The organism is Janthinobacterium sp. SUN176, from assembly GCF_030587335.1.
Classification (GTDB): Bacteria; Pseudomonadota; Gammaproteobacteria; order Burkholderiales; family Burkholderiaceae_D; genus Janthinobacterium; species Janthinobacterium kumbetense.
The window spans coordinates 2,141,130-2,165,905 of record NZ_JAPWIA010000001.1; the positions used below are offsets into that span (position 1 = coordinate 2,141,130).

A 24,776-nucleotide genomic window follows, 5' to 3' on the forward strand; every position below is an offset into this window, starting at 1 on the left:
AACACGACTTCAAGGGCGAACTTTTCATGACTCAACACCCTATTCCTGTGCTGACCTCTTGGGTCGCCCTCGCCTGCAGCACCATGCTGGCCGGCTGCGCCACGCATCAAACGCCGCTGTCGCCGGCCCACCTCAATGCCGCGCCCGTCGCCGCCGGCGTCATTCCCGAACCGGTGCAGCAAAGCAGCGCGCTAGCCGCGCCCCTGCCCGCGCCCAAGGTGGAAACCTACAGCGTCACCGTGCACAAGGTGCCCGTGCAATCGCTGCTGTTTGCGCTGGCGCGCGACGCGGGCATGAATATCGACATCCACCCGCAGATCGAAGGCAGCGTCACCCTGAATGCGTTGAACCAGACCCTGCCGCAACTGCTGGCGCGTATCGGCAAGCAAGTCGATATGCGCTACGAAATCGATGGCAAGAACCTGACGGTGCTGCCCGACGCGCCCGTCTGGCGCACTTACAAGGTCGATTACGTCAACATGGCGCGCAGCACCAACAGCAGCGTGAATATCGCCACGCAAATCTCCACGGCGGGCGGCGGGTCGAACAACGCCAGCAACCCCGTGGGCAGCACGCAAGGCAGCGGCGGCAACGGCAATAACAATTCGACCACCCTCGTCGTGAATCGTTCGGAAAATAATTTCTGGTACAGCCTGGAAAAGAATATCCGCGACCTGCTGCGCGAGACCACGCTCAACGACGTGCAGGTGGACCCGCTGGCGCAGCTGAATCAGCAATTGACGAGCATGCCAGGCCAGCAGGGACAGCAGGGACAGCAGCAGAACCAGGCCGGCGCCTACCCTGCCGCCGGTGCGGCCGGCCAGTACGGCGCCCAGCCGCCGATGCAGTATGGCAACCCGAACGGGAACCAGAATGCGCCGGGCCAGCAGGCGCCCAGCCAGAACGCGGCTCCCGGCCAGCCGCTGGACGCGAACGGCATGCCGCTGCTCAAACTGGCCAACAAGGGCAGCCCCTCGTCCGTCGTCGTCAACGTCGAGGGCGGCCTGATCGCCGTGCGCGCCACGGGCCGCCAGCATGAAAAGATCGCCGAATTCCTCGACGCGGTATTGCACAGCGCCAAGCGGCAAGTGCTGATCGAGGCAACCATCATCGAGGTGCGCCTGAGCAATGAATACCAGCAAGGCATCAACTGGTCGCGCCTGACGGGCAGCCTGCAATTGCGCCAGGGACAAGTGGGCACGGCGGGCCTGTCCAGCGGCGTCACGCCGAACGCCACGCCCGGCATCTTCCTGCTCAATTATCTGAAAGACAGCTTTTCCACCACCATCCAGCTGCTCGAATCGTTCGGCAAGGTGAAAGTGCTGTCCAGTCCGAAGATCAGCGTGCTGAACAACCAGACGGCCATGCTGAAGGTGGTCGACAACAATGTCTTCTTTACCATCAAGGTGACGCCCGCCGTGATCAGCTCGACGGGCACCATCACCACGCCGGCCACCTATGAATCGAAACTGGAAACGGTGCCCGTCGGCTTCGTCATGAGCGTCACGCCGCAGATTTCCGACAGCGATGAAGTGACCCTCAACGTGCGCCCCACCATCACGCGCATCGTCGGCTACGTGCAAGACCCGAATCCGGCCCTGGCCACGGCCAACGTGCAAAGCCGCGTGCCCGTGATCCAGGCGCGCGAGCTGGAATCGATCATGAAAGTGGGCAATGGCCAGATCGCCGTGATGGGCGGCCTGATGCAAGACTCCATCGACAATGCCAAGGATGGCGTGCCAGGCCTGTCCAGCCTGCCCTTGGTGGGCAATCTGTTTACCTACCGCAATGAGGCAAGCAGCAAGACGGAGCTGGTTATCTTCATGCGCCCCGTCGTCGTCAAGGATGCCAGCGTCGAAGGCGATTACCGCGATTACCGCTACCTGCTGCCCGGCCAGGCGCCGCTCAACACCCAGCCCTACACGGATGGTCCGCCAGCGGCGCCAGTCCGGCCGCAGGCGCGCTTGCAGGGAGACTTCCCATGAGCTTGCTGATGCAGGCGCTCAAGAAAGCCGAGCGCGCCAAACAGAACAGCCTTTCCGACGAAGAACTGGAAAAGCCGTCCGAAGCCTACGACCAGGTGCTGGAACTGGCGCCGGCCGACGCCCTGCCGCCCCGTCCCGCACCAGCGCCAGCGCCCGTGCAGCCGGCAAGCACCTTGCGCCTGGAACCGCTGGCGGACGCGCCCGCGCCGCAGCCGGCACAGAGTGCCTCCCAGCCTGAGCCACAGCCAGGTTCACAGCAAGGCGCGCAGTCAGGCCCGCCGCCCGAGCCGCCGCGCGCCCGGCCGGAAGCGCCGCCCGCCCGGCCTCGTGCCAGCCGCAGCAATCCGCCGCCGAAAGGCCCCACCGGCCCCATCAGCGTCGACCCGGTCACCGTGCGCCTGGCCGTGCTGCTGGCGATCCTGCTGCTGGTGGTCGGCTCCATGGCGTACTGGTACTGGCGCGCCAGCACCAGCCCCGGCGCGGGCGCCAACTTGCCCGGCGTGCCCATGCCGCTGACGGATGCCCCAGGCACGGCCGGCGTCGCCGGCCCCGTCGTGGTGGTGCCGGCGACGGGTGCCGCGCCGCCGGACGCCATGACGCCCGCGGCGCTGCCGCCCGACACCCCGCGCGACGCGCGCCAGCCAGAGTCAGCACAGGACCAGCAGGCGATGATACAGGCGGCGGCCCAGGCCGCCGTAGCGGCGCAGCTGGCGCACATGGCGCCGCCCGCAGCGCCCAGCCTGCCACCGGTGGCCGCGCCCGACAACAGCCAGATCCAGGTGCAGCGCAGCGTGGCCGCGCCGCAAATCAACCCCGACGTGCAGCAAGCCTATCAAGCCTTCAACGGGGGCCAGTTGGGTCTTGCTCGTCAGCAATATGAAACGGTGCTGCGGCAGGATGCCACCAACCGCGATGCGCTGCTGGGCCTGGCGGCAGTGGCCCTGCGCGAAAACCAGGGCGCGCAGGCGGCGGCCCTGTACGTGCGTTTGCTGGAAATCAATCCCGACGATGGCGAGGCGCTGGCCGGCCTGATCGGGCTGCGCCAGGGCGACGTGGCGCAGAGCGAGGCAAAATTGAAAGCCATCCTGGCGCGCAACCCCGACAGCGCCCCCGTGCTGTTTGCACTGGGCAATGTGTACGCCAAGCAGCGCCGCTGGAACGAAGCGCAGCAGCAATTCTTCCGCGCCTACGGCGCCGCGCCGGGCAATCCCGACTATGCCTTCAACCTGGCCGTGGGCCTGGATCGGCTGAACCAGCCCCGGCTGGCCGCCACGTATTACCAGCGCGCCTTGACCCTGGCGCAAACGACGCCCGCCGCCTTCGACCAGGCCGTCGTGCAAACGCGCTTGCGCGAACTGGCGGCCCCTGCAGCCCCGGCCGAGCCGGCCGTCATCACACCCCGTCAGGAATAAGCATCACATGGCAGAACAGGCAAAACTTCCCCTCGGCAAGCTGCTGATCCAGAAAGGCGTGATCAGCGAAGACCAGCTGCGCATCGCCCTGATCGAACAGCGGCGCAGCAGCGAACCGCTGGGCAAGCTGCTGATCACCCTGGGTTTTGTCACGGAAGCCACCGTGCGCGAGGCGCTCAGCGAAAACCTGAAACAGGTCAGCGCGGACCTGTCCAGCCTGGTGGTCGACGCCATCGCATTAAAGCTGATACCGAAGGACGTGGCCAAGCGCTACCGCGTCTTTCCCATCGTCTACGAGCGGCAGGCGGATAACCTGATCCTGGCCATGGCCGACACGAGCAACATCGTTGCGCTCGATCAAATCAGCGCCATGCTGGTCAAGGGCATCACGATTTCCACCGTGCTCGTCAACGAATCGGATATTTCGCGCGCCATCGACCAGTACTATGGCTTCGAACTGTCGATCGACGGCATCCTGCACGAAATCGAAACGGGTGAAGTCAGCTATCAAAGCATGGCCTCGCCGTCGGACGAATACAGCCAGCCCATGGTGCGCCTGATCGACGCGTTGCTGGCCGACGCCGTGCAGAACGGCGCCTCGGACATCCATTTCGAGCCGGAACAGTCGTTCCTGCGCATCCGCTACCGCATCGACGGCATCCTGCGGCAAATCCGCAGCCTGCACAAATCGTACTGGCCGGCCATGGCCGTGCGCCTGAAGGTGATGTCGAACATGAATATCGCCGAGGCGCGCGCGCCGCAGGATGGGCGCATCAGCATCAAGTTTTCCGGCCGGCAAATCGACTTCCGCGCGTCGGCGCAGCCCACCACGCATGGCGAAAACGTCGTGCTGCGCGTGCTGGACCGGCAAAAGGGCATCGTGCCGCTGGACGCCCTGGGCCTGGCCGAGGCGGAATTGAACTTGTTGAAACTCATGATCGCGCGCCCCGACGGCGTGATCCTCGTGACGGGCCCGACGGGCAGCGGGAAGACCACCACCCTGTATTCGATACTCAACCATATCAATACGGAAAGCGTCAACATCATGACCCTGGAGGACCCGGTCGAGTATCCGATGAACATGATACGCCAGACCTCCGTCAACGAATCCGTCAAGCTGGGCTTTGCCGACGGCATCCGCTCGATGATGCGGCAAGACCCCGACATCATCCTCGTGGGCGAGATCCGCGACCGCGAAACGGCGGAAATGGCGTTTGCCGCCGCCATGACGGGCCACCAGGTGTATTCCACCCTGCATACGAGCTCGGCCATCGGTTCCGTGGCGCGCCTGCTCGACATCGGCATCTTGCCCGACATCATGGCCGGCAACATCATCGGCATCGTGGCGCAGCGCCTGGTGCGGCGTTTGTGTCCGCATTGCAAGGAAACCGTCATCGCCGATGCCATCGAACGGCGCCTGCTGGGCCTTGCGTGCGAAGCGCCCGCCGTCAGCATCTGCCGCGCCGCCGGCTGCGAACGCTGCGCGCACCAGGGCTACAAGGGCCGCCTGGCCATCATGGAAATCCTCAAGATGACGGCCGAACTCGACGAATTGACGGCGCGCCGCGCCAGTTTGCGCGAGCTCAAGGCCGCGGCGCGCGCGGCCGGCTTCAAAGGCATCGTCGACGACGGCATGCGCCGCGTGCTGGAAGGCGTCACCACCCTGGAAGAAGTGGGCCGCGTGGTCGACCTGACGGAAAGGCTGGCCTGATGGCGCAATATGTCTACCGCGCAATGGATGCGGCCGGCGCCCTGATTCCCGGCAGCATGGAGGCGGCCAACGTGCCGGACCTGGAAGCGCGCCTGCACCGCATGCAGCTCGACTTGATCGACTGCAAGATCACGGGCCAGTACCTGGTGCTGCTGGGCAAGCGCATCATCCACCGCCGCGACCTGATCAATTTCTGTTTCCACATGGAACAGTTGACGGGCGCGGGCGTGCCCATCCTGGAAGGCTTGAACGACTTGCGCGAAAGCACGGACCACCCGCGCCTGCGCGAAGTCGTCACGGATCTGATCGAAAGCATCGAGGGCGGCCTGCCCCTCTCGGGCGCGCTGGCCCAGCATGGCGACATCTTCGACGCCACGTTCACCAGCCTGATACTGGCGGGAGAACAGAGCGGCCGGATCGCCGACGTCTTCAAGAACCTGTCGGAAAGCCTGAAATGGCAAGATGAGCTGGCTTCGCAGACGCGCAAGATCGTCATGTACCCCGTCGTCGTCGCCATCGTCGTGGCGGCCGTGACGTTTTTCCTGATGATCTACCTGGTACCGCAGCTGACGGCGTTCATCCGCAACATGGGCGGCGAGCTGCCGCTGCACACGCGCGTGCTCATTGCCGTGTCGAATGTCTTCATCGATTACTGGTATCTGCTGCTGGCCCTGCCCGTGCTGCTGTTTTTCGGGCTGCGCGCGCTCATCCGCCGCAGCGGGGCGGCCCGCTACGCCTGGGATGGCTTGAAACTTCGGCTGTGGCTGGTCGGTCCCGTGCTGCACAAGATCATCCTGGCCCGCTTCGCCACGTTTTTTGCCCTGATGTATGCCTCCGGCATCACCATCCTCGAATGCATCCGCCTGTCCGAGGGCATCGCCGGCAACCAGGTGGTGGCGGCCGGCCTGCGCCGCGCCGCGCAGCTGATCAGCGAAGGTTACGGCGTCACCGCCGCCTTCCAGCACACGGGCATCTTCCCGCCGCTGGTGATCCGCATGCTGAAGGTGGGCGAGTCCACGGGTTCGCTGGACACGGCCTTGCGCAATGTCAGTTACTTTTACAACCGCGAAGTGAAGGAGTTGATTGAGAAAGTGCAAGCCATGATCGAACCGGCCATGACGGTCATCCTGGGCTTGCTGCTGGGCTGGATCATGCTGTCGGTGCTGGGGCCGATCTACGACACCATCAGCACCATCAAAACCTGAGGCCGCCGTGTTCCGCAAACAATTACTCTACCTCACCAGCGACGCCCTGTGCGCCTACGACTGGAACCACGGCGTGCTGGGCCCCGGCCAGGCCTTCCCCGCCAGCGCGGCCGGGCTGGACGGCTTCGCCGCGTGGCTGGAAGACCCGCAGGAGCGCAGGCTCGACGTGCCCGCCTACCTGCTGACGGACTTGATCGAGGAAGATTTCCAGCATCAGCTCGTGCCCCACGTGCGCGGCAAGGCGGGCCGCGCCCTGCTGGAGCGGCGCAAGCAGCAGTTACACCGCGACACGCCCTACCGGGGCAGCACCCTGCTGGGGCGCGAAAGCACGGGACGCCACGACGACCAGGTACTGTTTTTCGCCCTCACCAATCCCACCTTGCTGCAGCCGTGGACGGAGGCGCTCGAACACTTGCGCGTGCCCGTGGCCGGCATCTATTCGACCAGCCTGCTCAGTATCGCGCTGGTCAAAAAGCTGTCGATCGCGCATGAACACTTGCTGCTGGTGACGCAGCAATCGGGCGGCTTGCGGCAAAGTTACTATGAAAAGGGCCAGCTGCGCTTTTCGCGCCAGACGGCGACCATCGCGCTCGACGGCGTGGCCGTGAATATCGCGCTGGAAACGGAAAAGACACGGCAATTTCTCACCAGCACGCGCATGCTGGCGCGCGGCGACGTCTTGAATACCGTCATCCTGGCGCCGGCCGCGCAGATCGCCAAGCTCGAGCTGCTGTGCGATAACGGCGTCGAAGTGGCTTACCACTTCATCGACCTGCAGCTGGCCGGAGAACGGGTGGGCTTGCGCCAGACGCCGGCGCTGGCCGACGAATTGCTGCTGACCTTGCTGGGCAAGCATCCGCCGTCCAGCCACTATCCGCCCGGCGCGCTGGCCCGCTATTACCACTTCCAGCGCGCGCGCAAGACGCTGTACGGCGCCAGCGCCCTGATCGGCGCGTCGGCCGCCCTGTGGTGCGTGATCAATTTGCTTGGAGGCATCGCCGACGGGGCCAGCACGCAGCGGCTGGCGCAGGAAACGGCGTCCTACCAGGAACGCTACCGCAGCGTCATGTCGACGCAGCCGCCGGCGCCGGCCAAGACGCAGAACATGAAAGTGGCCGTCACCCTGGGCCAGATGATCGCCAGCCAGGCGCCGGAGCCGGGCCGCCTGCTGGGCATGCTGAGCGCCGCGCTGGACCAGGCGCCGCAGGTCGCGCTGGGCCAGCTGCACTGGCACGCGGGCCAGGCGCCCGCGCGCACGGCCGCCGGCCAGCCGCCGCCGCAGCAGACTGCGCCGCCCCGCAGCGCCCTGGCCGGCATCCCTGTCGCGCCGCCGCAGGCGCTGCGCCTGGAAGCGGACGTAGCCATGCCGAACAATGACTACCGCGCCGCGCTGGCCGCCATCACGGCCTTCGCGCAAACGCTGGCGCGCCAGCCGCGCATGCAGGTGACGATCGAGGAAACGCCGCTCGACCTGCGTCCCAGCGCGGCCCTGTCCGGCAAGAGCGCCGCACCGGCGCAGGACAGCCAGGCCCGCTTTACCCTCTTGCTGGAGTGGCAGCCATGAGCGGCCCCGTGAAGCAGCCGCCCCTGCCCGGCATGCAGCGGGCAGGCACGCCCACGCGCACCCTGCCCGCCTGGCTGGGCGAACTGCACCTGGTACGCGCCGCCCTGCTGTGCTTTGCGCTGACCTTGCTGGCCAGCCTGCTGCTGCTGAGCCTAACCGCCGCCTATCGCATGCGCGAAGCGCAACAGCTGTACCTGGCCCAGCACACGCGCACGGCGGCGGCCACCCTGTTCAACCACGCGGAAGCGGAAAAGCAGGAAATCCGCGCCTACGAACCGCAATTTTTGGCCCTGCGCCAGCGCGGCCTGATCGGCGAGGAAAACCGCCTGGCCTGGATCGACGCCATCCGCCGCAGCCAGGAACAGCGCAAATTGCTGCCGATCAGCTATGACATCAGCCCGCAGCAAGCGCTGCCCGTGCCGTTGCCCATGGTGATGGGGCAATATCACCTGCGCGGCAGCCGCATGCGCCTGCAGATGGATTTGCTGCACGAAATGGACTTGCTGAATCTGTTTGACGATTTGCGCCAGGCCGGCTATTTCGCCGTGCAGGATTGCACGCTCAAGCGCCATGGCGCGGCCGGCGGCGAGGCGGTGCCGACCCTGGGCGCCGAATGCGAACTGCTGTGGCTGACCGTCAACAGCGTGCCCGTGCCGGGGCGGCCATGAGGTCCGCCCTCGTCCTGCGCACCCGCATCCTGTGCGCGCTGCTGGCCGGCGCCGCGCTCACGGCGCAGGCGCAGCCGCTGGGACGTTTGTTCCTGTCGCCCCAGCAGCGCGCCCAGCTCGACGCGCAGCGCTACGGGCCGCCGCCACCCGATCCCGCCCTGGCTGCCCCCACGCCACCGCCACCTCCGCCGCCCGCGCCGCCCGTGGAATTGAATGGCGTGGTGCAGCGCAGCAGCGGCCGCTCCACCGTCTGGCTGAACCAGGAAGCGCAGAACGAGCCGCACAACCGCCTTGCCCGCGACAAGCCCGGCACCCTGACCCTGCGCCTGTCGAATGGCCAGGCGGTGCTGCTGAAACCTGGCCAGCGCTACGATCCGGCCAGCGGCACGGTCACCGAGGCGCAGGAGACGCCGCCATGACGCTACGGCAAGCTCATTGTCAACCTCATCGGCAAGCTCGTTGGCAACCTCGTCGCCAGCGGGGCGCCGCCCTGTTGCTGCTGGTGGCCGTGCTGGGCCTGGGCGCGGCCAGCCTGCTGATCAGCGCCTTTGGCCGCAAGACGGGCGAGGCCGAACGCCAGCAGCGCACGCTGGACACCCTAGCGCAGGCGCGCGAAGCCTTGCTGGGCTTTGCGGCGGTCAATGGCCGCCTGCCCCGTCCGGCCGCCTCCGCCCTCGACGGGCGCGAACGGGCCGCCGACTGCGCCGACGATGCCGCCTGCAGCGGCTTCCTGCCGTGGGTGGCGCTGGGCGTGGCGGGCAGCGACGCCTGGGGCAAGCTGCTGCGCTACAGCGTCACGCCGGAAATGGCGCGCGCGCCCATCGTCTCGTTTTCCGCCGTCGCCAACCGGGTCGTGCTCGAGCGCGACGCGCGCGGCGAATTCGCCTTCGTCGCGGGCCAGGCACTGTGCGACGTCAGCGTCGAATGCCTGCCCGTCGTGCTGTTCTCGCAAGGCAAGGAGCACTACGGCACGGCCGCCAGCGGCGTGACGCAGATCAATACGGCACGCGGCAATCTCGACGAAGCTGCAAACGACCGCGCCAGCCGCAGTTTCATCGCCCGCCCCGCCACCGACAATGCCGCGCTGCCCGGCGGCGCCTTCGACGACATGCTCACCTGGATTACCTTGCCCACCCTGTACCAACGCATGCGCGCCGCGCGCAACCTGCCATGAGCCCCCGCCCGCATCCTTCGCGCCGCCAGGGCGGCTTTTCCCTGATCGAGATCGCCATCGTGCTCGTCATCGTGGGCTTGATGATAGGCGGCCTGGTCACGCCCTTGACGGTGCAACTGGAACAGCGCAAGGTGGCCGAGACGCAACAGGCGCTGAATGAAGCGAAGGAAGCGCTGACGGGCTACGCGCTGCGCTACGGCTACCTGCCCTGTCCCGCCATCTCCGCCATGAGCGGCCTGGAAGACCGGCGCGGCACCCGCTGCACGGGCGAAAAGCGCGCCGGTTTCCTGCCCTGGGCCACCCTGGGGTTGCGCCAGGGCGACAGCTGGAACAATCTGTTCCGCTACAGCGTGACGCCGGCCTTCAGCGACAGCGGCCAGCTTTTCAGCCTGTCGACGCCGCGCGACATCAGCATCGTCACGCGCAATGGCGGCGCGCTGCTGCAGGCGACGGCCTTGAACGACATTCCCGCCATGATCATGTCGCACGGCAAGAACGGCTTCGGCGCCACGGGCGTGCAGGGCCAGCGCCAGGCTGTGCCTTTCGGCAACAATGTCGACGAGCGCAACAATGCCTCGAACGCCACCACCGTCATCAGCCGCGCCGCCAGCGGCCCGCAGCAGCCCGGCGGCGAGTTCGACGATATCGTCGTCTGGCTGTCGCCGAACATCCTGTTCAACCGCATGGTGGCGGCGCAAAGGCTGCCCCGCTGATGCCCATGCTCTCGCCCGCCGCCACCATCGCCCGCTACACCTTGCTCGAAGCGCTGCGCAGCCGCCTGCCGTGGCTGTTCCTGCTGGCCGCCTGCGGCGCCGCCGCCCTGGCCGGCTTCCTGCAGCAACTGGCGCTGACGGAAAGCGGCGCCGTGCAGGCGGCGCTGCTGGCGGCCGCCTTGCGCCTGGCCGGCGTCTTCCTGCTGGCCACCTTCATCATCACCAGCATGGCGCGCGAAGCGGCCGACCGGGGCCTGGAACTGCTGCTGGCGCTGCCCATGCCGCGAGCCGCCTACCTGCTGGGCAAACTGCTGGGCTACGGGGCCCTGGCAGCCGTGCCCGCCGTGCTGTTCGGCCTGCTGATGGCGCTGTTCGCCGCGCCCGCGCAAAGCGCGCTGTGGGCGCTGTCGCTGCTGGGCGAATTGTGGATCGTCGCCGCCTTCAGCCTGCTGTGCGCGGCCAGCCTGCAGCAGGCCCTGCCGGCGCTGGCCGCGACTTGCGGTTTCTACGTGCTGGCGCGCATGCTGGGCAGCCTGCAACTGCTGGCGCACGGCCCGCAGGCGGGCGACTCGCTGGCGCAGCGGGCCACGGCTGGCGCCATCGACGTGCTGGCCCTGCTGCTGCCCCGCCTGGACGCCTTTGCGCGCACGGAATGGCTGCTGTACGCCACCGGCGACTGGCCAGCCATGGCCAATGTGGCGGCGCAAACCGGCATCTACGTGGCCTTGCTGGCCAGCTGCGCGCTGTGCGACTTTTACCGCAGGAACATCTGATGGCCGCCGCCCAGCGCCCCTGGAGCAGCGTGCCGCGCCCCCTGTGCTGGCTGCTGGCGGCATGCCTGCTGCTGCAGTTGGGCTGGCGCCTGGCGCAGCAGCAAGCGCCGGCGCAGGCGCGGCCCCTGCCCGCCGCGCCGCCGGCGAGCGTGGCGCGCCTGGCCAGCCTGGGCGAGCCGCTGGCCATGTCGAAAGCCATGTTGCTGTACCTGCAGTCGTTCGAAGACCAGGCCGGTGTCAGCCTGCCGTGGCGCGAACTCGACTATGACCGCCTGGCCGGCTGGCTGGAGACGGCGCAAACGCTCGATCCGCGCAGCCAGTATGCGCTGGTGGCCGCCAGCGAAGTGTACGCGGGCGTGGCAGACCCGCAGCGCGTGCGGCGCATGCTGGCCTTTGTCGCCGCCAGCTTCGCGGCCGACCCGCAGCGCCGCTGGCCCGCCATGGCGCAGGCGGCGCTGGTGGCGAAGCACCAGCTGCACGACCTGCCGCTGGCCCTGTCGTATGCGCGTGAACTGCGGCGGCTGGCGACGGGGCCGCAAGTGCCATCCTGGGTGCGCGAGATGGAAGCGTTCATCCTGGAAGACATGGACCAGCTCGACAGCGCCCGCCTGGTGATCGGCGGCCTGCTCGCCAGCGGCCAGATCAGCGATCCGCACGAACTGGCCTTCCTCGCGCGCCGGCTCGACGAACTTGCCAAGAAGAAAGCAAAGGCCACGCCATGACCCTGCCATGCGCGCCCGGCATCAAATGCAGTAAACTGCCAACCCAAGCTGTCGCACTTTTTTTCCAAGGAAATCCCATGCTCCCACGCCGCCAGCACGGCTTTACGCTCGTAGAAATCGCCATCGTCCTGGTCATCATCGGCTTGCTGCTCGGCGGCGTGCTCAAGGGGCAAGGCTTGATCGACAGCGCCAAGGTGAAAAACATCATCCAGCAATCGAATGCGCTGACGGCCGCCGTCAACGCCTACCAGGACAAATTCCGCGCCCTGCCCGGCGACGACCTGCAGGGCACCCTGCACGTGCCCAATTCGGCCGGCAACGGCAATGGCGACGGCCAGATCGGCGACGGCCAGCCGCGCGAATTCACCCTGGCGCCGCAGCACCTGGCCCTGGGCGGCTTCATCACCGGCTCGTTCAACGGCACCTCGCAATTCATGACCAGCGCCCAGGGCGGCGCCGTCTACCTGTACAACGACGAAGTGGGCGGCCGCGCCGGCAACGGCATCCGTTTCGACAACTTGCCCGAAAGCTACGCGGAACAGATCGACAGCAAACTCGACGATGGCGTGGCCAGCACGGGCAGCGTCCGGGCGAACATGCCCTATGGCAATGCCGGTGCTATCATCCCCCGCACCGCCGTCTTCTTCTGAGCCGTCAGTCACTATCAAAGGAATACCATGCCACTGCACCGCAAACTCATCGTCTCCCTGGCCGCCTGCGCCTTGCTGGCCGGCAGCGCGCACGCCCAATACGTGGGCCCGACGGCCGGCCCGGCCGCGCCCAGCAGCGTGGCCGCCATCCTGAAAAACCCCGTCGACGACCAGGCCGTCGTGCTGCGCGGCCATTTGCTGCGCAAAGTGGGCAAGGAGAAATACACGTTCTCCGACGGCACGGCGGAAATCCGCGTGGACATCGACGACAAGGTCTTCATGAACCGCAAGGTCGACGCCAAGACCCAAGTGGAAATCCGCGGCGAAGTGGAGAAAGATTTCATGGAAAGCCCGGAAATCGATGTCGACGTGCTGACCGTGGTGCCGTAAAGCCGCCTTGCCATCCCGCCGCCACGGCGGGATGGGCGTTCCCCCCTCCTCTGTATGCCTTGCGCAACCTTTTTTCCATTCCAGAAACTAGGCTTGTCAGAAGAATCAATTTCGTCTAGCATCTTTTCATTCAAGGTCAGCCAGCGCCAGCGTGAGCCTGCCTGTCGACTCATCCATTCTGGGAGCTTTCCGGGTGCAAGATTTGCCTTCGATACGCTCAAGAATTTCATGGCTGGTGCTCGCCTGGGTCATTCCGACGGCGCTCGTGTTTCTCCTGCTTGTGGCGCAAAGTTACACGCGCGAACGCGACCATGTCGTCAGCGAAACGGCGCAGGCGGCGCGCGCGGTGGCCGCCGCCGTCGAACGCGACTTGAACGGCGCCCAGATGGCCGCGCGCATCCTGGCCGGCTCGCCCGCCCTGCAAGCGGACGACATCGGCGCCCTGCGGGCCCTGGCCGCCGGCCTGCTGCAGCCGGGCCTGGCCGTCAGCGCCTTCATCGTCTCCGACGCCAAGGGCCGCCAGCTGATCAATACAACCCTGCCCGCCAGCCAGGCGCCGCCTCCCCTGCCGCAAAAATGGGCCGCCAGCATGGAGCGCACGCGCGACTCCGGCAAGCCGCGGCTGACCAGCCTGACCAAGGCGCCCGACAGCCTGCCGCAGCTGGCCCTGAACCTGCCCTTGCCGCGCAGCCAGGGTAGCGCCTACGTGCTGACGGCCCTGTACCCGCCCGACTACCTGGCCGTGCTGCTGCGCGAGCTGCACCTGCCAGCCTACCTGGGCGCGGCCATCATCAATGCCGACGGCATCAACGTGGCGCGCACGCTGGCGCCGCAGCGCTATGTGGGCCAGCGCAGCGCGGCGCCCCTGCTGGAACAGATACGCCAGGCGCGCGAAGGCGTGCTGCGCCATGCCACGCTGGAAGGCATCGACGTCTATACGGGCTTTCGCCGCGCCCCGGACGCCGCCTGGACGGTGGCCGTCACCATGCGCACCAGCACGGTGGCGCAAGCCCTGCTGCGCTCGGTAGTCACGGGTTCCCTCATCCTGGCGTTGCTGCTGGGCGCCGGCTTCGCCCTGGCCTGGCGCGTGGGCGGCCGCCTGGCCAGCACCCTGCAGGAACTGACGCAGCAGATCCATGCGCTGGCACAAGGCAAACCCCTGCTCTCGAACCGGCATGCGGACCGCGAATCGGCCGACATGGCCAGCGCCCTGGGCGCGCTGGAACGCGACCTGCGGCGTCACCGCACGCAGCTCGAAAGCCTGGTGGCCGAGCGCACGCTGGCCCTGGGGAAATCCACGCGCCTGCTGGAAACCGTGTACGCGACGGCGCCGATCGGCATGCTGTTCGTGGACCTGGACTTGCGCATTGTCATGATCAACCACTACCTGGCCGCCATCAACGGGGCCAGCGTGGCGCAGCACCTGGGCCGTCCCGTGGGCGCCATGCTGTTCGACGACGCCGTGCGGGCGGAGGTGGAACGCTGCGTACGCCAGGTGCTCGGGACGGGACAGCCCATCGTCGACATCGAATTGAATGGCCACAGCGGCCGGCAGCGCGAGCAACTGAGCCACTGGATCGTCTCGTACCACCCGATCTTCGGCCCGGAACAGCAATTGCTGGGCGTATCGGGCCTGTGGCTGGACATTAGCGAGCGCAAGCGCAGCGAAGCGGAATTTCGCCGCTCGAAACACTTGTTTGGCACCATCATCGAAAACATCCCGGCCATGGTCTTCGTCAAGCGCGCCGACAAGCTGAGCTTTGAAATGGTCAACCGCCACGCGGAACTGACCCTGGGGCGCTCGCGCGAGCAATTGCTGGGCAAGACGGACCACGATTTCTTCCCGCCGCAGCAGGCGTCCGCCTTCGTCAGCGCCGACCGCAAGCTGCTGGCCACGGGGCAGATGGTGGAAATCGAACAGGAAGCGATCAATACGGCCGACGGCACCACGCGCCACTTCACCACGCGCAAGGTGGTCTTGCGCGACGATGCGGGGCGCGCCAGCCATGTGCTGGGGGTATCGATCGACATCACGGAACGCAAGCGCGCCACCGAGGTGCTGCACGCCACCACGTGGCGCCTGGAACAGAACGAACGCTTCATCCGCACCGTCACCGACAACCTGCCCGGCATGGTGTCGTACTGGGGCGCCGATTTACGTTGCCGATTTGCAAATAAATTCTATAACGAATGGTTTGGCCGCAGCAGCGCCGAGCTGGCCGGCATCCACATGAGCGAATTGCTGGGGCAGGAACTGTTCGACGTGTATGCGCCCCACGTGGAGGGCGTGCTGGCGGGCCGGCCACAAAGCTTCGAGCGCGACCTGCTCGATCCCGGCGGCCAGGTGTGCCACACGTGGACCAATTACATCCCCGATTTCGACGACGGCGGCGGCGTGCGCGGCTTCTTCGTGCTGGCCTCGGACGTTTCCGAACTCAAGCGCACGGAATTGCGCCTGCATGAACTCAACGAGCAGATGGTGCGCGCGCGTGACAAGGCCGAGGCCGCCAGCGTCGCGAAAAGCGAATTCGTCGCCAACATGAGCCATGAAATCCGCACGCCGATGAACGCCATCATCGGCCTGGCGCGCCTGCTGGAAGAGTCGCCGCTGGAACGGCGCGAGCGCAGCTATGTCGGCAAGATCCAGATGGCGACGCAGTCGCTGCTCAATATCGTCAATGACGTGCTCGATTTTTCCAAGATCGAGGCGGGACAGATGGTGCTGGAACAGCGCCGCTTCCAGCTCGAACGCATGTTGGGCAGCGTGGGCGTCTTGCTGGCCAGCAGCGCCTGGGCGCGCGGCGTGGAACCCGTGTTCGTGCTCGCCCCCGGCGTGCCGGATGAACTGATCGGCGACGCCCTGCGCGTGGAGCAAATCCTCATCAACCTGATGGGCAACGCCGTCAAGTTCACCTCGCATGGCGAAGTGGTGTTGTCGATCGACAAGGTGGCCGAGGATGCGGACAGCGCCACCCTCGAATTTTCCGTGCGCGACACGGGCATCGGCATCGGTGCGGCCGAGCAGGAACGCATCTTCGACGCGTTTTCCCAGGGCGACAGCGGCACCAGCCGCAAATATGGGGGCACGGGACTGGGGCTGGCCATCTGCCGGCGCATGGTGGAATTGATGGGCGGCACCCTCAGCGTGAAAAGCACGCTGGGCAAGGGCTCCGACTTCCGCTTCCGCTGCCGCTTCGACAAGGTGGCGCCGCCGCCCGAGCCGCCCGGCAAGAGCGCGCCCAGGGTCCAGTCGCTGCTGATCATCGACGACAATGCCAGCGTGCGCGCCATGCTGGAAGAGTGGTGCGCGGCGCAGGGCTGGCACAGCCGCAGCGCCGACAGCGGCGCGGCCGGCCTGGCCCTGCTGCGCGCCCACAGCAGCGGCGGGCCGCCGGCGGACCTGGTGCTGCTCGACGCAGCCATGCCCGGCATGGATGGCATTTCCATGCTCACCGAGGCGCGCGCCGACGAACGCCTGGTACTGCCGCCCGTGATCATGCTGGTGGCCGACCAGGATAGCGAAAACCTCGAACGCCTGGCCGACAGCCTGATGCTGGCAGGCATCGTTTCAAAGCCGGCCACCCCGGCGCGCCTGCTGGCGGCCGTGACGGCCGTGCGCGAAGGCCGCAGCACGCCTTCGGCGCTGCCCGTGTCCACGCCCTTGTCGGGTTTGCTCACAGGCATGCGCGTGCTGCTGGTGGAAGACAATGAAATCAACCAGGAAGTGGCGCAATACATCCTGCTGCATTCGGGCGCGCGCGTGACCGTGGCCGCCAACGGCCGGCTGGCCGTCGACTTGCTCACCAGCACGCCGGACGCCTGGGACGTGCTGCTGATGGATTTGCAGATGCCCGTCATGAACGGCTACGACGCCACCCTGGCCATCCGCGCCCTGGGCTTGCCGGACTTGCCCATCATCGCCATGACGGCCAATGCCATGGACGAAGACCGCCTGCGCGCCATCGCCAGCGGCATGAATGCGCATGTGGCCAAGCCCATCGATGTCGACGAGATGATACAGACGCTGACCCGGCTGGTGCCGGCGCCCTTGGGTGGCGACAGCGCCGTGCAGGCAGCCGATGCCGTCGCGCGGACGCTGGACTTGCCCGCCACGGTGCCCGGCATCGACCTGGCGGCGGCCCTGCACCGCTTCGGCGGCGACTACGGCGCCTTCCTGGCCCTGCTCAAGCGCTTTGAGAATTCGCAAGGCGACGCCGTCGAGGAAACGCGCCGCCTGCTGGCCGCCGGCCAGGCGCAGCAGGCGGCGCAGCTGCTGCACCGCGTGTGCGGCGTGGCGGCCAACCTGGGCGCCACGCAGATCGCCAGCCTGGCCGCCGAGACGGAGAAAACACTGAAAACGGGGCAATCGCACGCCACGTCCGCCATGCTGGGCCGCCTGGAACAGGCGATGGCCGAAGTCATCGAAGCGGCGCGCACCCTGCCTTCGCCCCTGCGGCGCAGCCAGCCGGCGGCGGCCGCGCCCGGCAGCGGGCCCGTCGACCTGCACGCCGGCCTGGCCGAATTGCTGGTCTTGATCCGCAACAACAACCTGAAAGCGCTGGCGCAATTTCACGCGCTGCACCCCGCCCTGCAACAGTCAGACCGGGAAGCGGCGCTGGCGATGGCACATGCGATTGAAACGCTGAATTTTGCCGAGGCGGAAGAACTCGTGCTCGATCAGCTGAAACGAGAGGAAAACAAGTGAGCTGGACCAACCTTGCCATGAACGGGCGCATCCTCATCGTCGATGACGCCATGGAAAACATCCAGATCCTGCACCAGCTGCTGCGCGAAGAGCACGACGTGCTGTTCGCCCTCAGCGGTGTGAAGGCGCTGGAAATTGCGCATAATCAACTGCCGGACCTGATCCTGCTCGACGCCGTCATGCCCGGCATGGATGGCTACGCCGTGTGCAGCGCGCTGCGCGAATCGGCCCTGCTGAGCGCCATTCCCGTCATCTTCGTCACGGCCCTGAACCAGCCCGAGGACGAGACGCGGGCGCTGGAAGCGGGCGCCGTCGATTTCATCACGAAACCGTTCAACGCGGCCGTCGTGCGCGCCCGCGTGCGCAGCCAGCTGACCATCAAGCGGCAGGCCGACGCCATGCGCGAACTGTCGCTGACGGATTCGCTCACGGGCGTGGCCAACCGGCGCAGCTTCAACGACACGATGGACAGCGAATGGCGGCGCTGCGCGCGCGACGGCGTGCCGATGGCCATCATCATGGCCGATATCGACCATTTCAAGGATTACAACGATACGTACGGCCACCAGGCGGGCGACCTGTGCCTGCAGCAGGTGAGCGCCGCCCTGCGCCGCTGCGCCGTGCGCCCGCCCGACCTGCTGGCGCGCTATGGCGGCGAGGAATTCATCATCCTGCTGCCGCAGGAAACGCGCGACGGCGCCGAAGTGGTGGCCCAGCGCATCCTCGACGAAGTGCGCGCGCTGGACATTCCGCACGCCAAATCGAGCGTCGGCCCGCACGTCACCGTCAGCCTGGGCATGGCCAGCGTCATGCCCACGGAAGGCATGGACCCCAGCACCCTGATCCGCGCCGCCGACGCCCTGCTGTACCGCGCCAAGCATACGGGGCGGGACAGGTATTGCGCGTCGGAAGAGGAGTGAGCGGGCAGGCTAGCGGCCCCTTGCCGGCGCGGCATTGGAACGATTGGTCCCCGATGGCCGTCCCGTCGTGCTGGGCCAGCCGCCCGCATTGCCCGGGCCAGGACCTCTGCCCGTAGCGCCGCTGCCCCCGGCGGCCGCCTTGCCGCTGCCCGTGGCGCCCTTGCCAGCGCCGCTATTTCCACTGTTTGCCTTGTTGGACATCATCGCCTCCTTCGCCGGAAAACGCCGGCGCGCCACCAGCGTACACCTGGCGTACGCGCAGAAGCGCACGACTGCCTGCCGGCCGGCGAAGCGGGTTCAACTTGCTGCTCAGGGATAACAGCGCATCAAAAACTCCGCCACGCACACAGGTTTCGTGTCGCCTTCCCGCTCCATGGTGACGGCCCAGTTGACTTGCGCCCCTTCCGGCAAGTCGTCGACGGAGAGGATGTCGAGGCGCGCGCGCAGGCGGCTGTTCACGGGTACGGGCGCGGGGAAGCGCACCTTGTTGAGTCCATAATTGATGGCCATGCGGATGCCGGCCATGTGCAAGGCACCCTGCAGCATGGCGGGCAGCAAGGACAAGGTCAAAAAACCGTGCGCCACGGTGCAGCCGTAGGGCGACTCGCGCGCGCAGCGCTCCGCGTCGACGTGGATCCACTGATGGTCGTCCGTCGCGTCGGCAAAGGTGTCGATGCGCTGCTGGGTGATGGTGAGCCAGTCGGAAACGGCCACGTGCTGTCCCGCCAGGGCCTGGAAACCGGCGATGCCGGCGATATCACGCATGGTGTTGCTCCGCTGGCTCCGCCGGGCGGCGGCCGAACATGCCCATGCCCTCCACCGTCGTCACCACTTCGCCGTGCTGGTTGCGCACGCTCCATACGGAAATGACGATGCCGCGGTCCGGTTTCGACGTGGATGGGCGCACTTCCTTGACTTGGTAAGTCAGCTGCAAGGTGTCGCCCGCACGCACGGGCTTGAGCCAGCGGATGCTGTCCAGGCCGGGCGAGCCCATACTGGACGAGTGTTTGAGCAGGTTATCCACCACCAGGCGCATCATCATGCCGCAGGTGTGCCAGCCGCTGGCGATGACGCCCTTGAAGATGGTTTTTTCGGCGGCCGCATGGTCGACGTGGAACGGCTGCGGATCGAAATCCGTGGCGAAGGCGATGATTTCCCGTTCCGTCACGTGGCGCTGGCCCAGGTCGATTTCCAGGCCTTGCGTAAAATCTTCAAAATACCAGTGCTTGGGTTTGATTCCAGTCAATGCGGTCATGCGGTCTCCGTCGGCAAGAAGCCCGGCTGGGCGATAAAGCGTTCGATGTGGTGCTCCACGTCGCCCAGGGTCAGGGCGATCATGGAGAGGCGCTTGAAATGGTGGGCGGCAGGCAATTCGTCCGTCACGCCCATGCCGCCATGCAACTGCACGGCTTGCTGGCCGACAAAGGTGGCGGCCAGGCCCACCCTCGCCTTGGCGGCGGACACCGTGCGGCGCCGCTCGGCCGCGTCGGCACTGTCGACCTTGGCGGCGGCCAGCATGGCCATCGAGCGCGCCTGCTCCAGGTGGATGAACATGTCGGCCATGCGGTGCTGCAAGGCCTGGAACTTGCCGATCGGCGCACCGAACTGCTGGCGCGTTTTCAGATACTCGAGCGTGGCGGCGAAGATGGCGTCCATGGCGCCCACGGCTTCCGCGCACAGCAGGGCGGCGCCGTAATCGACGGCCGCGTCCAGCACGGCCCAGCCCTGCCCCGCCTGACCGATCAGCGCGTCATGCCCCAGCACCACTTGCACGAGGGTGACGGTGGCGGCACGCTGGCCGTCGATGGTGCGGCAGTCGCGCACGGTTACGCCCGGCGCATCCACAGGCACGAGGAACAGCGAAATGCCATCCGTGCCGTCCTGGCCGCCGCCGCTGCGCGCGGAAACGATCAGGGAATCCGCCTGCGCGCCGTGCAGCACGACGGTTTTCTCGCCGTCCAGCACGAAACCATCGCCGCTGGCGGTTGCCGTGGTGGCGATGTCATGTAAATCGTGGCGCGACTGGCGTTCGCCCAGCGCGCAGGCGAGCTTCAGGCTGCCGCCGGCAACCTGCTCCAGCACGGCGTCGTGGCCGCCCGCCAGGGTCAGGAAGCGCGCCCCCAGCATGGTGGCGAAATACGGTTCGACCACGAGGCCGCGCCCCAGTTCCTGCATCACCAGCAGCATGTCCACGGCCGTGCCGTCGAAGCCGCCCGCCGCGGCCGGCAGCGGCAAGGCCGTCATGCCCAGCTCGGCCAGGGTGGCCCAGGCAGCGCTTGAGACGCCCGTGGCCGAGTGGACGATCTGCTTGCGCGTTTCAAACGAGTAATCCTTGTCGACCCAGCGCCGGAGCGCGTCGGCGAATTGCTGCTGTTCCTGATTGAATTGGAAGTCCATGTCGTCTCCTTCTGGCTTACAGGCCCAGGATCATCTGCGTGATGATGTTTTTCTGGATTTCATTCGAGCCGCCATAGATCGATGTCTTGCGGTAATTGAAGTAATACGCGGCCAAGGGCGCTGCCAGGTCGTCGCCGGCGGCACTGTGCTGCGCGCTGCCATCGAGGAAAGCGGGATCGAAGGGCAAGGCTTGCGGGCCGATGGCTTCCACCATCAGTTCCGTCAGCTGCTGCTGCAGTTCCGAACCGCGCACCTTCAACATCGACGCCTGCGGTCCCGGCCCCTTGCCTTCGTCGCTGATGACGCGCAAGACCGTCATTTCCAGCGCCATCAATTCGATTTCCAGGGTAGCGACCTTGGCCGCGAAGGCGGGATCGTGCAGCAGCGGCGCGCCGCGCTTGGTTTGCTGCATGGCAAGCTGCTTGAGGAAAGTCAATTCGCGCTTGGAGCGGCCCACGGCGGCGATGCCCGTGCGCTCGTGTCCCAGCAGATACTTGGCGTATGTCCAGCCCTTGTTTTCCTGGCCGACCAGGTTGCTGACGGGCACGCGCACGTTGTCGAAAAAGACTTCGTTCACTTCATGTTCTTCATCGAGCATGATGATGGGACGCACGGTGATGCCCGGCGTTTTCATGTCGATCAACAGGAAACTGATGCCTTCCTGCTTGCGCACCGTGCTATCCGTGCGCACCAGGCAAAAGATCATGTCCGCGTGCTGGCCCAGGGTCGTCCAGGTTTTCTGGCCGTTGACGATGTAATGGTCGCCGTCGCGCTGGGCCGTGGTTTTCAGGGAAGCGAGGTCGGAACCGGCGCCCGGCTCGGAATAACCCTGGCACCACCAGTCGTCGCAGTTGAGGATGCGCGGCAGATAATAGGCTTTCTGTTCGGCGTTGGCGAAGGCCATGATGACGGGCGCCACCATGTTGACGCCGAATGGCAGGATGGGCGGCGTGGCGGCGCGCGCGCACTCGTCTTCCCAGATGTGGCGCTGCACGGCCGTCCAGCCCGTGCCGCCATGTTCGACAGGCCAGGCCGGCGCGGCCCAGCCTTGCTTTGCAACAATCTTGTGCCAGCGCACATAATCGTCGCGGTTCAGGCGCAGATGCTGGCGCACCTTGCGCTGCAAGTCCGCCGGCAAATGGGTGTCGAGGAAGGCGCGCACCGTGTCGCGGAACGCCGTCTCCCCGGCCGTGTAATGCAGGTCCATGTCTGTCTCCTTGTTCTTATCGGTTGCCGTGATGACTGCACGCAAGGAAGCTCAGCGCACAAAAAAGCACGACCGTTCTCAAGGATTGTACAACAGATTGGGAGCGGCGCCAGGGGTTTTACAAAGGCTGGCGCGCAAGGGAAGCGGGCGGAATTGATTGCCTGCTGCCGCAGGCACTTCGCCTATATGTGCGACAGGATATTAATGAGCTTGCCGAAAGGGTCGCGCACGAAAAACCGCCTGACACCCCAAGGTTCATCGACAGGACCATATTCAATGGGAAACCCCGCCACACGCATGCGTGCCAATGCGGCATCCACGTCATCGACTTCTATGGAAAGATCGGGCACAGCGGTGTTCGAGCCGCCTTGCGTCGCGAAGCTCACTTGCACGCTCATCTCGCTTTGCGAACCATACGTCATGATCCAGCCATGGTCCATCAACAGGCTCAGACCCAGCACGTCCTCGTAAAAAGTCCGCGCCAGGCCCGGATCCGACGCCGGGAAATTTGCAACGATACGCTTGACTTGCATATTTTTCCTCCATGTCTATATAAGTCCAACCCTGCTCAATATCGTCATCCACGTCTCCAGACGTGTCCGCTTCTGGCGAGATTGCCACTGTACACAATTACCTTTGAAGCAACATCCCCCGCAGCAGCAATTCCAAAGCCGCGATTGCTTTTATCAGGCGCGCATTGCCTTCGTCACCGTCTGCGATCCAGAACGCCGCTTCTGCCAGGCTGCCGTAGATCAACGAAGCCAATGCCTCTGGGCAAGCGTCGACCACGATGCCTTGCTGAATCAGCTGCTGGATCAGCCCTTGCATCGATTCGAGGCAATGGCGCTGCGAATCCGGTGAGGCGCCGCCTAAAACCGCCCTGGCATCGCGTAAGACGATGCGCTGAATTTCCGGCTCCAGGGCCATTTCCAGATAGGCACGGCAGCGCTGGCGAAAGCCTTCCCACGAGTCTGCGGCGCTATCGGAGATGGCTTGCAGGCGGCCATCCATTTCCGCGTCGAGCTGCTCCACCACGGCCAGCAGCAAGCCCTTCTTGTCGCCGAAATGATGATACAGCGCACCACGCGTCAGCCCTGCCTGCGCCGTCAGGTCGTCCATCGATGTGTCGGCATAGCCGCGCTCGCTGAACACTTTGCGGGCCGTGGCCAGCAACGATGCGCGGGTTTCTTCCATTTCCACACGGGTGCGACGAACCATTGCTCTCTCCTTACATACGCAGCGTATGATTATTTACATTCATTACGTATGTATATATACTATTCATACGCGCTGTATGTATTATCACTTTGATGCCCCTTCGTTGCAAGCAGGGCGCCGTATATCGCATGATCACATGAAGGATATGAACCATGAGTACGTCTCCCCACGTTGCCACAGAAACCACTGTGCGCCACCCATGGCTGGCGGTCGGCGCTGTCGGCATGGCCACCTTTTCGGTCGTGACGACGGAAATGCTCCCGGTCGGCCTGTTGACGCCGATTGCAGACACGCTGGACACCTCCACGGGAACCGCCGGCCTGATGATCTCGCTGCCAGCATTGCTGGCGGCCTTGTTCGCGCCGCTGGTCGTGGTCGCATCAGGAAACCTGGACCGGCGCAAAATTCTCTGTGGTTTGCTGAGTCTGTTGGTGATCGCGAACATTGCCTCGGCCCTGGCGCAAAACATGGCGTGGATGCTGGCTGCCCGTGTTCTCGTCGGTTTTTGCATGGGTGGCATCTGGGCCATCGCCGGCGGCCTCGCTTCCCGCCTGGTTCCTGCCCGCTCGACCGGCCTGGCAACGTCGATCATCTTCGGTGGCGTGGCGGCCGCTTCCGTGCTGGGCGTGCCGCTAGGCGCACAAATCGGCGACGTTGCGGGATGGCGCTGGGCCTTCGGCGTCATGGCGCTGTTCAGCAGCCTGGTACTGGCGCTGCATCTGGCTGTCATTCCCGCACTGCCCGCTGCCGGTTCGACGACCTGGCGCCAATTCAGCAGACAGCTGCGCAACAGGCAGTTGCAGGCGGGGCTGCTTCTGACTCTGTTGCTGGTGAGCAGCCATTTCATGGCCTTTACCTTCGTGCGCCCGCTACTGCTGTCCGTGTCGGGGTTTGATGCGCAATGGCTGGGCGCGCTGCTGTTTGCCTATGGCTGCGCGGGCATCATTGGAAACTTCCTGGTAGGCGTGGTTGCCGTGCGGCGCACGGCGACTACCATCATCGCCATCTCGGGCGGCCTGCTGCTCACGCCGCTGCTGTTCCTGGCGATCGGCGATTCCGGCATCGGCGGCGGCATGGTGTTGCTGGCCTGGGGACTGGCCTACGGCGGCGTATCGGTCGGCCTGATGACCTTGATGCTGAAGGCAGCGCCCCGGGCCGTGGAGATCGTCGCCGCGCTGTATGTGGGCGTCTTCAATATCGGCATTGCGCTCGGGGCGTGGACCGGTGGCCAGGCCGTGGACAGGCTGGGCCTCTCAGCCAACCTGTGGCTTGCCGCAGGATGCGCCGCGGCCGCCTTGCTGTTGTCTTTTGGCATCCGTTTTATTGAAGCCAACAAGCAACTTCGCCCTGCAAGCGATTGAC

At 65.9% G+C, this 24,776-nt stretch carries 22 protein-coding genes; 16 read left to right on the top strand and 6 right to left on the bottom strand.

Annotation, left to right across the window (positions count from 1 at the left end):
• The first annotated feature begins 26 nt into the window (after positions 1–26).
• The 15 genes from mshL to O3299_RS09780 all read left to right on the top strand — a co-directional run bounded on the left by mshL (position 27) and on the right by O3299_RS09780 (position 18,592).
• Complete coding sequence (gene mshL, locus O3299_RS09710) at positions 27–1,985, top strand: pilus (MSHA type) biogenesis protein MshL (RefSeq protein WP_305062183.1); 1,959 nt, start codon at positions 27–29, stop codon at positions 1,983–1,985.
• On the top strand, positions 1,982–3,397 hold the full coding sequence (locus O3299_RS09715) for a tetratricopeptide repeat protein (protein ID WP_305062184.1): 1,416 nt from the start codon (positions 1,982–1,984) through the stop codon (positions 3,395–3,397). The genes mshL and O3299_RS09715 overlap by 4 nt, the downstream gene beginning before the upstream one ends.
• Before the next feature lie 7 nt (positions 3,398–3,404).
• A complete protein-coding gene (locus O3299_RS09720; protein ID WP_305062185.1) occupies positions 3,405–5,108 on the top strand; it encodes a GspE/PulE family protein in 1,704 nt (567 codons plus the stop codon).
• A complete protein-coding gene (locus O3299_RS09725) occupies positions 5,108–6,313 on the top strand; it encodes a type II secretion system F family protein (protein WP_251348303.1) in 1,206 nt (401 codons plus the stop codon). Before O3299_RS09720 ends, O3299_RS09725 begins: the two co-directional genes overlap by 1 nt.
• 7 nt (positions 6,314–6,320) lie before the next feature.
• Positions 6,321–7,877 carry a hypothetical protein gene (locus O3299_RS09730; RefSeq protein WP_305052358.1) on the top strand — a complete coding sequence of 519 codons (1,557 nt, stop codon included), beginning with the start codon at positions 6,321–6,323 and terminating at the stop codon, positions 7,875–7,877.
• Entirely contained in the window at positions 7,874–8,545 is a 672-nt protein-coding gene (locus O3299_RS09735) for a hypothetical protein (protein WP_305052359.1), read from the top strand. Before O3299_RS09730 ends, O3299_RS09735 begins: the two co-directional genes overlap by 4 nt.
• Positions 8,542–8,964, top strand: a complete 423-nt coding sequence (locus O3299_RS09740; protein ID WP_305062186.1) for a hypothetical protein — start codon at positions 8,542–8,544, stop codon at positions 8,962–8,964. The genes O3299_RS09735 and O3299_RS09740 overlap by 4 nt, the downstream gene beginning before the upstream one ends.
• A complete protein-coding gene (locus O3299_RS09745; RefSeq protein WP_305062187.1) occupies positions 8,961–9,719 on the top strand; it encodes a hypothetical protein in 759 nt (252 codons plus the stop codon). The genes O3299_RS09740 and O3299_RS09745 overlap by 4 nt, the downstream gene beginning before the upstream one ends.
• Positions 9,716–10,432: a type II secretion system protein gene (locus O3299_RS09750; protein ID WP_305062188.1), complete on the top strand. Its 717-nt coding sequence runs from the start codon at positions 9,716–9,718 to the stop codon at positions 10,430–10,432. Before O3299_RS09745 ends, O3299_RS09750 begins: the two co-directional genes overlap by 4 nt.
• Positions 10,432–11,205, top strand: a complete 774-nt coding sequence (locus tag O3299_RS09755; protein ID WP_305062189.1) for an ABC transporter permease subunit — start codon at positions 10,432–10,434, stop codon at positions 11,203–11,205. Before O3299_RS09750 ends, O3299_RS09755 begins: the two co-directional genes overlap by 1 nt.
• Complete coding sequence (locus O3299_RS09760; protein WP_305062190.1) at positions 11,205–11,927, top strand: hypothetical protein; 723 nt, start codon at positions 11,205–11,207, stop codon at positions 11,925–11,927. The genes O3299_RS09755 and O3299_RS09760 overlap by 1 nt, the downstream gene beginning before the upstream one ends.
• Positions 11,928–12,004: 77 nt before the next feature.
• A complete protein-coding gene (locus O3299_RS09765; protein ID WP_289897521.1) occupies positions 12,005–12,577 on the top strand; it encodes a prepilin-type N-terminal cleavage/methylation domain-containing protein in 573 nt (190 codons plus the stop codon).
• A gap of 27 nt (positions 12,578–12,604) precedes the next feature.
• On the top strand, positions 12,605–12,967 hold the full coding sequence (locus O3299_RS09770) for a YgiW/YdeI family stress tolerance OB fold protein (RefSeq protein ID WP_305062191.1): 363 nt from the start codon (positions 12,605–12,607) through the stop codon (positions 12,965–12,967).
• Between the two features lie 265 nt (positions 12,968–13,232).
• Complete coding sequence (locus O3299_RS09775; RefSeq protein ID WP_305062192.1) at positions 13,233–17,672, top strand: PAS domain-containing protein; 4,440 nt, start codon at positions 13,233–13,235, stop codon at positions 17,670–17,672.
• The gene (locus tag O3299_RS09780; protein ID WP_099667505.1) at positions 17,669–18,592 is read left to right on the top strand and encodes a diguanylate cyclase domain-containing protein; all 924 of its coding nucleotides are present in this window, start codon (positions 17,669–17,671) and stop codon (positions 18,590–18,592) included. The genes O3299_RS09775 and O3299_RS09780 overlap by 4 nt, the downstream gene beginning before the upstream one ends.
• Before the next feature lie 309 nt (positions 18,593–18,901).
• Here O3299_RS09780 and O3299_RS09785 read toward each other — a convergent pair whose 3' ends face one another.
• The 6 genes from O3299_RS09785 to O3299_RS09810 form a co-directional block, all read right to left on the bottom strand.
• Positions 18,902–19,357, bottom strand: coding sequence for a MaoC family dehydratase (locus O3299_RS09785; RefSeq protein ID WP_251348291.1), 456 nt, complete (start codon positions 19,355–19,357; stop codon positions 18,902–18,904).
• Positions 19,350–19,847, bottom strand: coding sequence for a MaoC family dehydratase (locus O3299_RS09790; protein ID WP_099667501.1), 498 nt, complete (start codon positions 19,845–19,847; stop codon positions 19,350–19,352). Before O3299_RS09790 ends, O3299_RS09785 begins: the two co-directional genes overlap by 8 nt.
• On the bottom strand, positions 19,844–20,989 hold the full coding sequence (locus O3299_RS09795; RefSeq protein WP_305062193.1) for an acyl-CoA dehydrogenase family protein: 1,146 nt from the start codon (positions 20,987–20,989) through the stop codon (positions 19,844–19,846). The genes O3299_RS09790 and O3299_RS09795 overlap by 4 nt, the downstream gene beginning before the upstream one ends.
• Positions 20,990–21,005: 16 nt before the next feature.
• Positions 21,006–22,196, bottom strand: coding sequence for an acyl-CoA dehydrogenase family protein (locus tag O3299_RS09800; RefSeq protein WP_305062194.1), 1,191 nt, complete (start codon positions 22,194–22,196; stop codon positions 21,006–21,008).
• A gap of 182 nt (positions 22,197–22,378) precedes the next feature.
• Positions 22,379–22,729: a VOC family protein gene (locus tag O3299_RS09805; protein ID WP_099667498.1), complete on the bottom strand. Its 351-nt coding sequence runs from the start codon at positions 22,727–22,729 to the stop codon at positions 22,379–22,381.
• 97 nt (positions 22,730–22,826) lie between these two features.
• Entirely contained in the window at positions 22,827–23,414 is a 588-nt protein-coding gene (locus O3299_RS09810) for a TetR/AcrR family transcriptional regulator (protein WP_289897516.1), read from the bottom strand.
• A gap of 152 nt (positions 23,415–23,566) precedes the next feature.
• Here O3299_RS09810 and O3299_RS09815 point away from each other — a divergent pair, with 152 nt between their 5' ends.
• Positions 23,567–24,775, top strand: a complete 1,209-nt coding sequence (locus tag O3299_RS09815) for an MFS transporter (RefSeq protein ID WP_305062195.1) — start codon at positions 23,567–23,569, stop codon at positions 24,773–24,775.
• The last annotated feature ends 1 nt before the right edge of the window (position 24,776 follow it).

Excerpts from the sequence above, each read along its gene's own strand:
- mshL (WP_305062183.1), top strand. The coding sequence starts at position 27 with ATGACTCAACACCCTATTCCTGTGCTGACCTCTTGGGTCGCCCTCGCC.
- O3299_RS09715 (WP_305062184.1), top strand. The coding sequence starts at position 1,982 with ATGAGCTTGCTGATGCAGGCGCTCAAGAAAGCCGAGCGCGCCAAACAG.
- O3299_RS09720 (WP_305062185.1), top strand. The coding sequence starts at position 3,405 with ATGGCAGAACAGGCAAAACTTCCCCTCGGCAAGCTGCTGATCCAGAAA.
- O3299_RS09725 (WP_251348303.1), top strand. The coding sequence starts at position 5,108 with ATGGCGCAATATGTCTACCGCGCAATGGATGCGGCCGGCGCCCTGATT.
- O3299_RS09735 (WP_305052359.1), top strand. The coding sequence starts at position 7,874 with ATGAGCGGCCCCGTGAAGCAGCCGCCCCTGCCCGGCATGCAGCGGGCA.
- O3299_RS09740 (WP_305062186.1), top strand. The coding sequence starts at position 8,542 with ATGAGGTCCGCCCTCGTCCTGCGCACCCGCATCCTGTGCGCGCTGCTG.
- O3299_RS09745 (WP_305062187.1), top strand. The coding sequence starts at position 8,961 with ATGACGCTACGGCAAGCTCATTGTCAACCTCATCGGCAAGCTCGTTGG.
- O3299_RS09750 (WP_305062188.1), top strand. The coding sequence starts at position 9,716 with ATGAGCCCCCGCCCGCATCCTTCGCGCCGCCAGGGCGGCTTTTCCCTG.
- O3299_RS09755 (WP_305062189.1), top strand. The coding sequence starts at position 10,432 with ATGCCCATGCTCTCGCCCGCCGCCACCATCGCCCGCTACACCTTGCTC.
- O3299_RS09760 (WP_305062190.1), top strand. The coding sequence starts at position 11,205 with ATGGCCGCCGCCCAGCGCCCCTGGAGCAGCGTGCCGCGCCCCCTGTGC.
- O3299_RS09765 (WP_289897521.1), top strand. The coding sequence starts at position 12,005 with ATGCTCCCACGCCGCCAGCACGGCTTTACGCTCGTAGAAATCGCCATC.
- O3299_RS09770 (WP_305062191.1), top strand. The coding sequence starts at position 12,605 with ATGCCACTGCACCGCAAACTCATCGTCTCCCTGGCCGCCTGCGCCTTG.
- O3299_RS09785 (WP_251348291.1), bottom strand. The coding sequence starts at position 19,357 with ATGCGTGATATCGCCGGCATCGCCGGTTTCCAGGCCCTGGCGGGACAG.
- O3299_RS09790 (WP_099667501.1), bottom strand. The coding sequence starts at position 19,847 with ATGACCGCATTGACTGGAATCAAACCCAAGCACTGGTATTTTGAAGAT.
- O3299_RS09795 (WP_305062193.1), bottom strand. The coding sequence starts at position 20,989 with ATGGACTTCCAATTCAATCAGGAACAGCAGCAATTCGCCGACGCGCTC.
- O3299_RS09800 (WP_305062194.1), bottom strand. The coding sequence starts at position 22,196 with ATGGACCTGCATTACACGGCCGGGGAGACGGCGTTCCGCGACACGGTG.
- O3299_RS09805 (WP_099667498.1), bottom strand. The coding sequence starts at position 22,729 with ATGCAAGTCAAGCGTATCGTTGCAAATTTCCCGGCGTCGGATCCGGGC.
- O3299_RS09810 (WP_289897516.1), bottom strand. The coding sequence starts at position 23,414 with ATGGTTCGTCGCACCCGTGTGGAAATGGAAGAAACCCGCGCATCGTTG.
- O3299_RS09815 (WP_305062195.1), top strand. The coding sequence starts at position 23,567 with ATGAGTACGTCTCCCCACGTTGCCACAGAAACCACTGTGCGCCACCCA.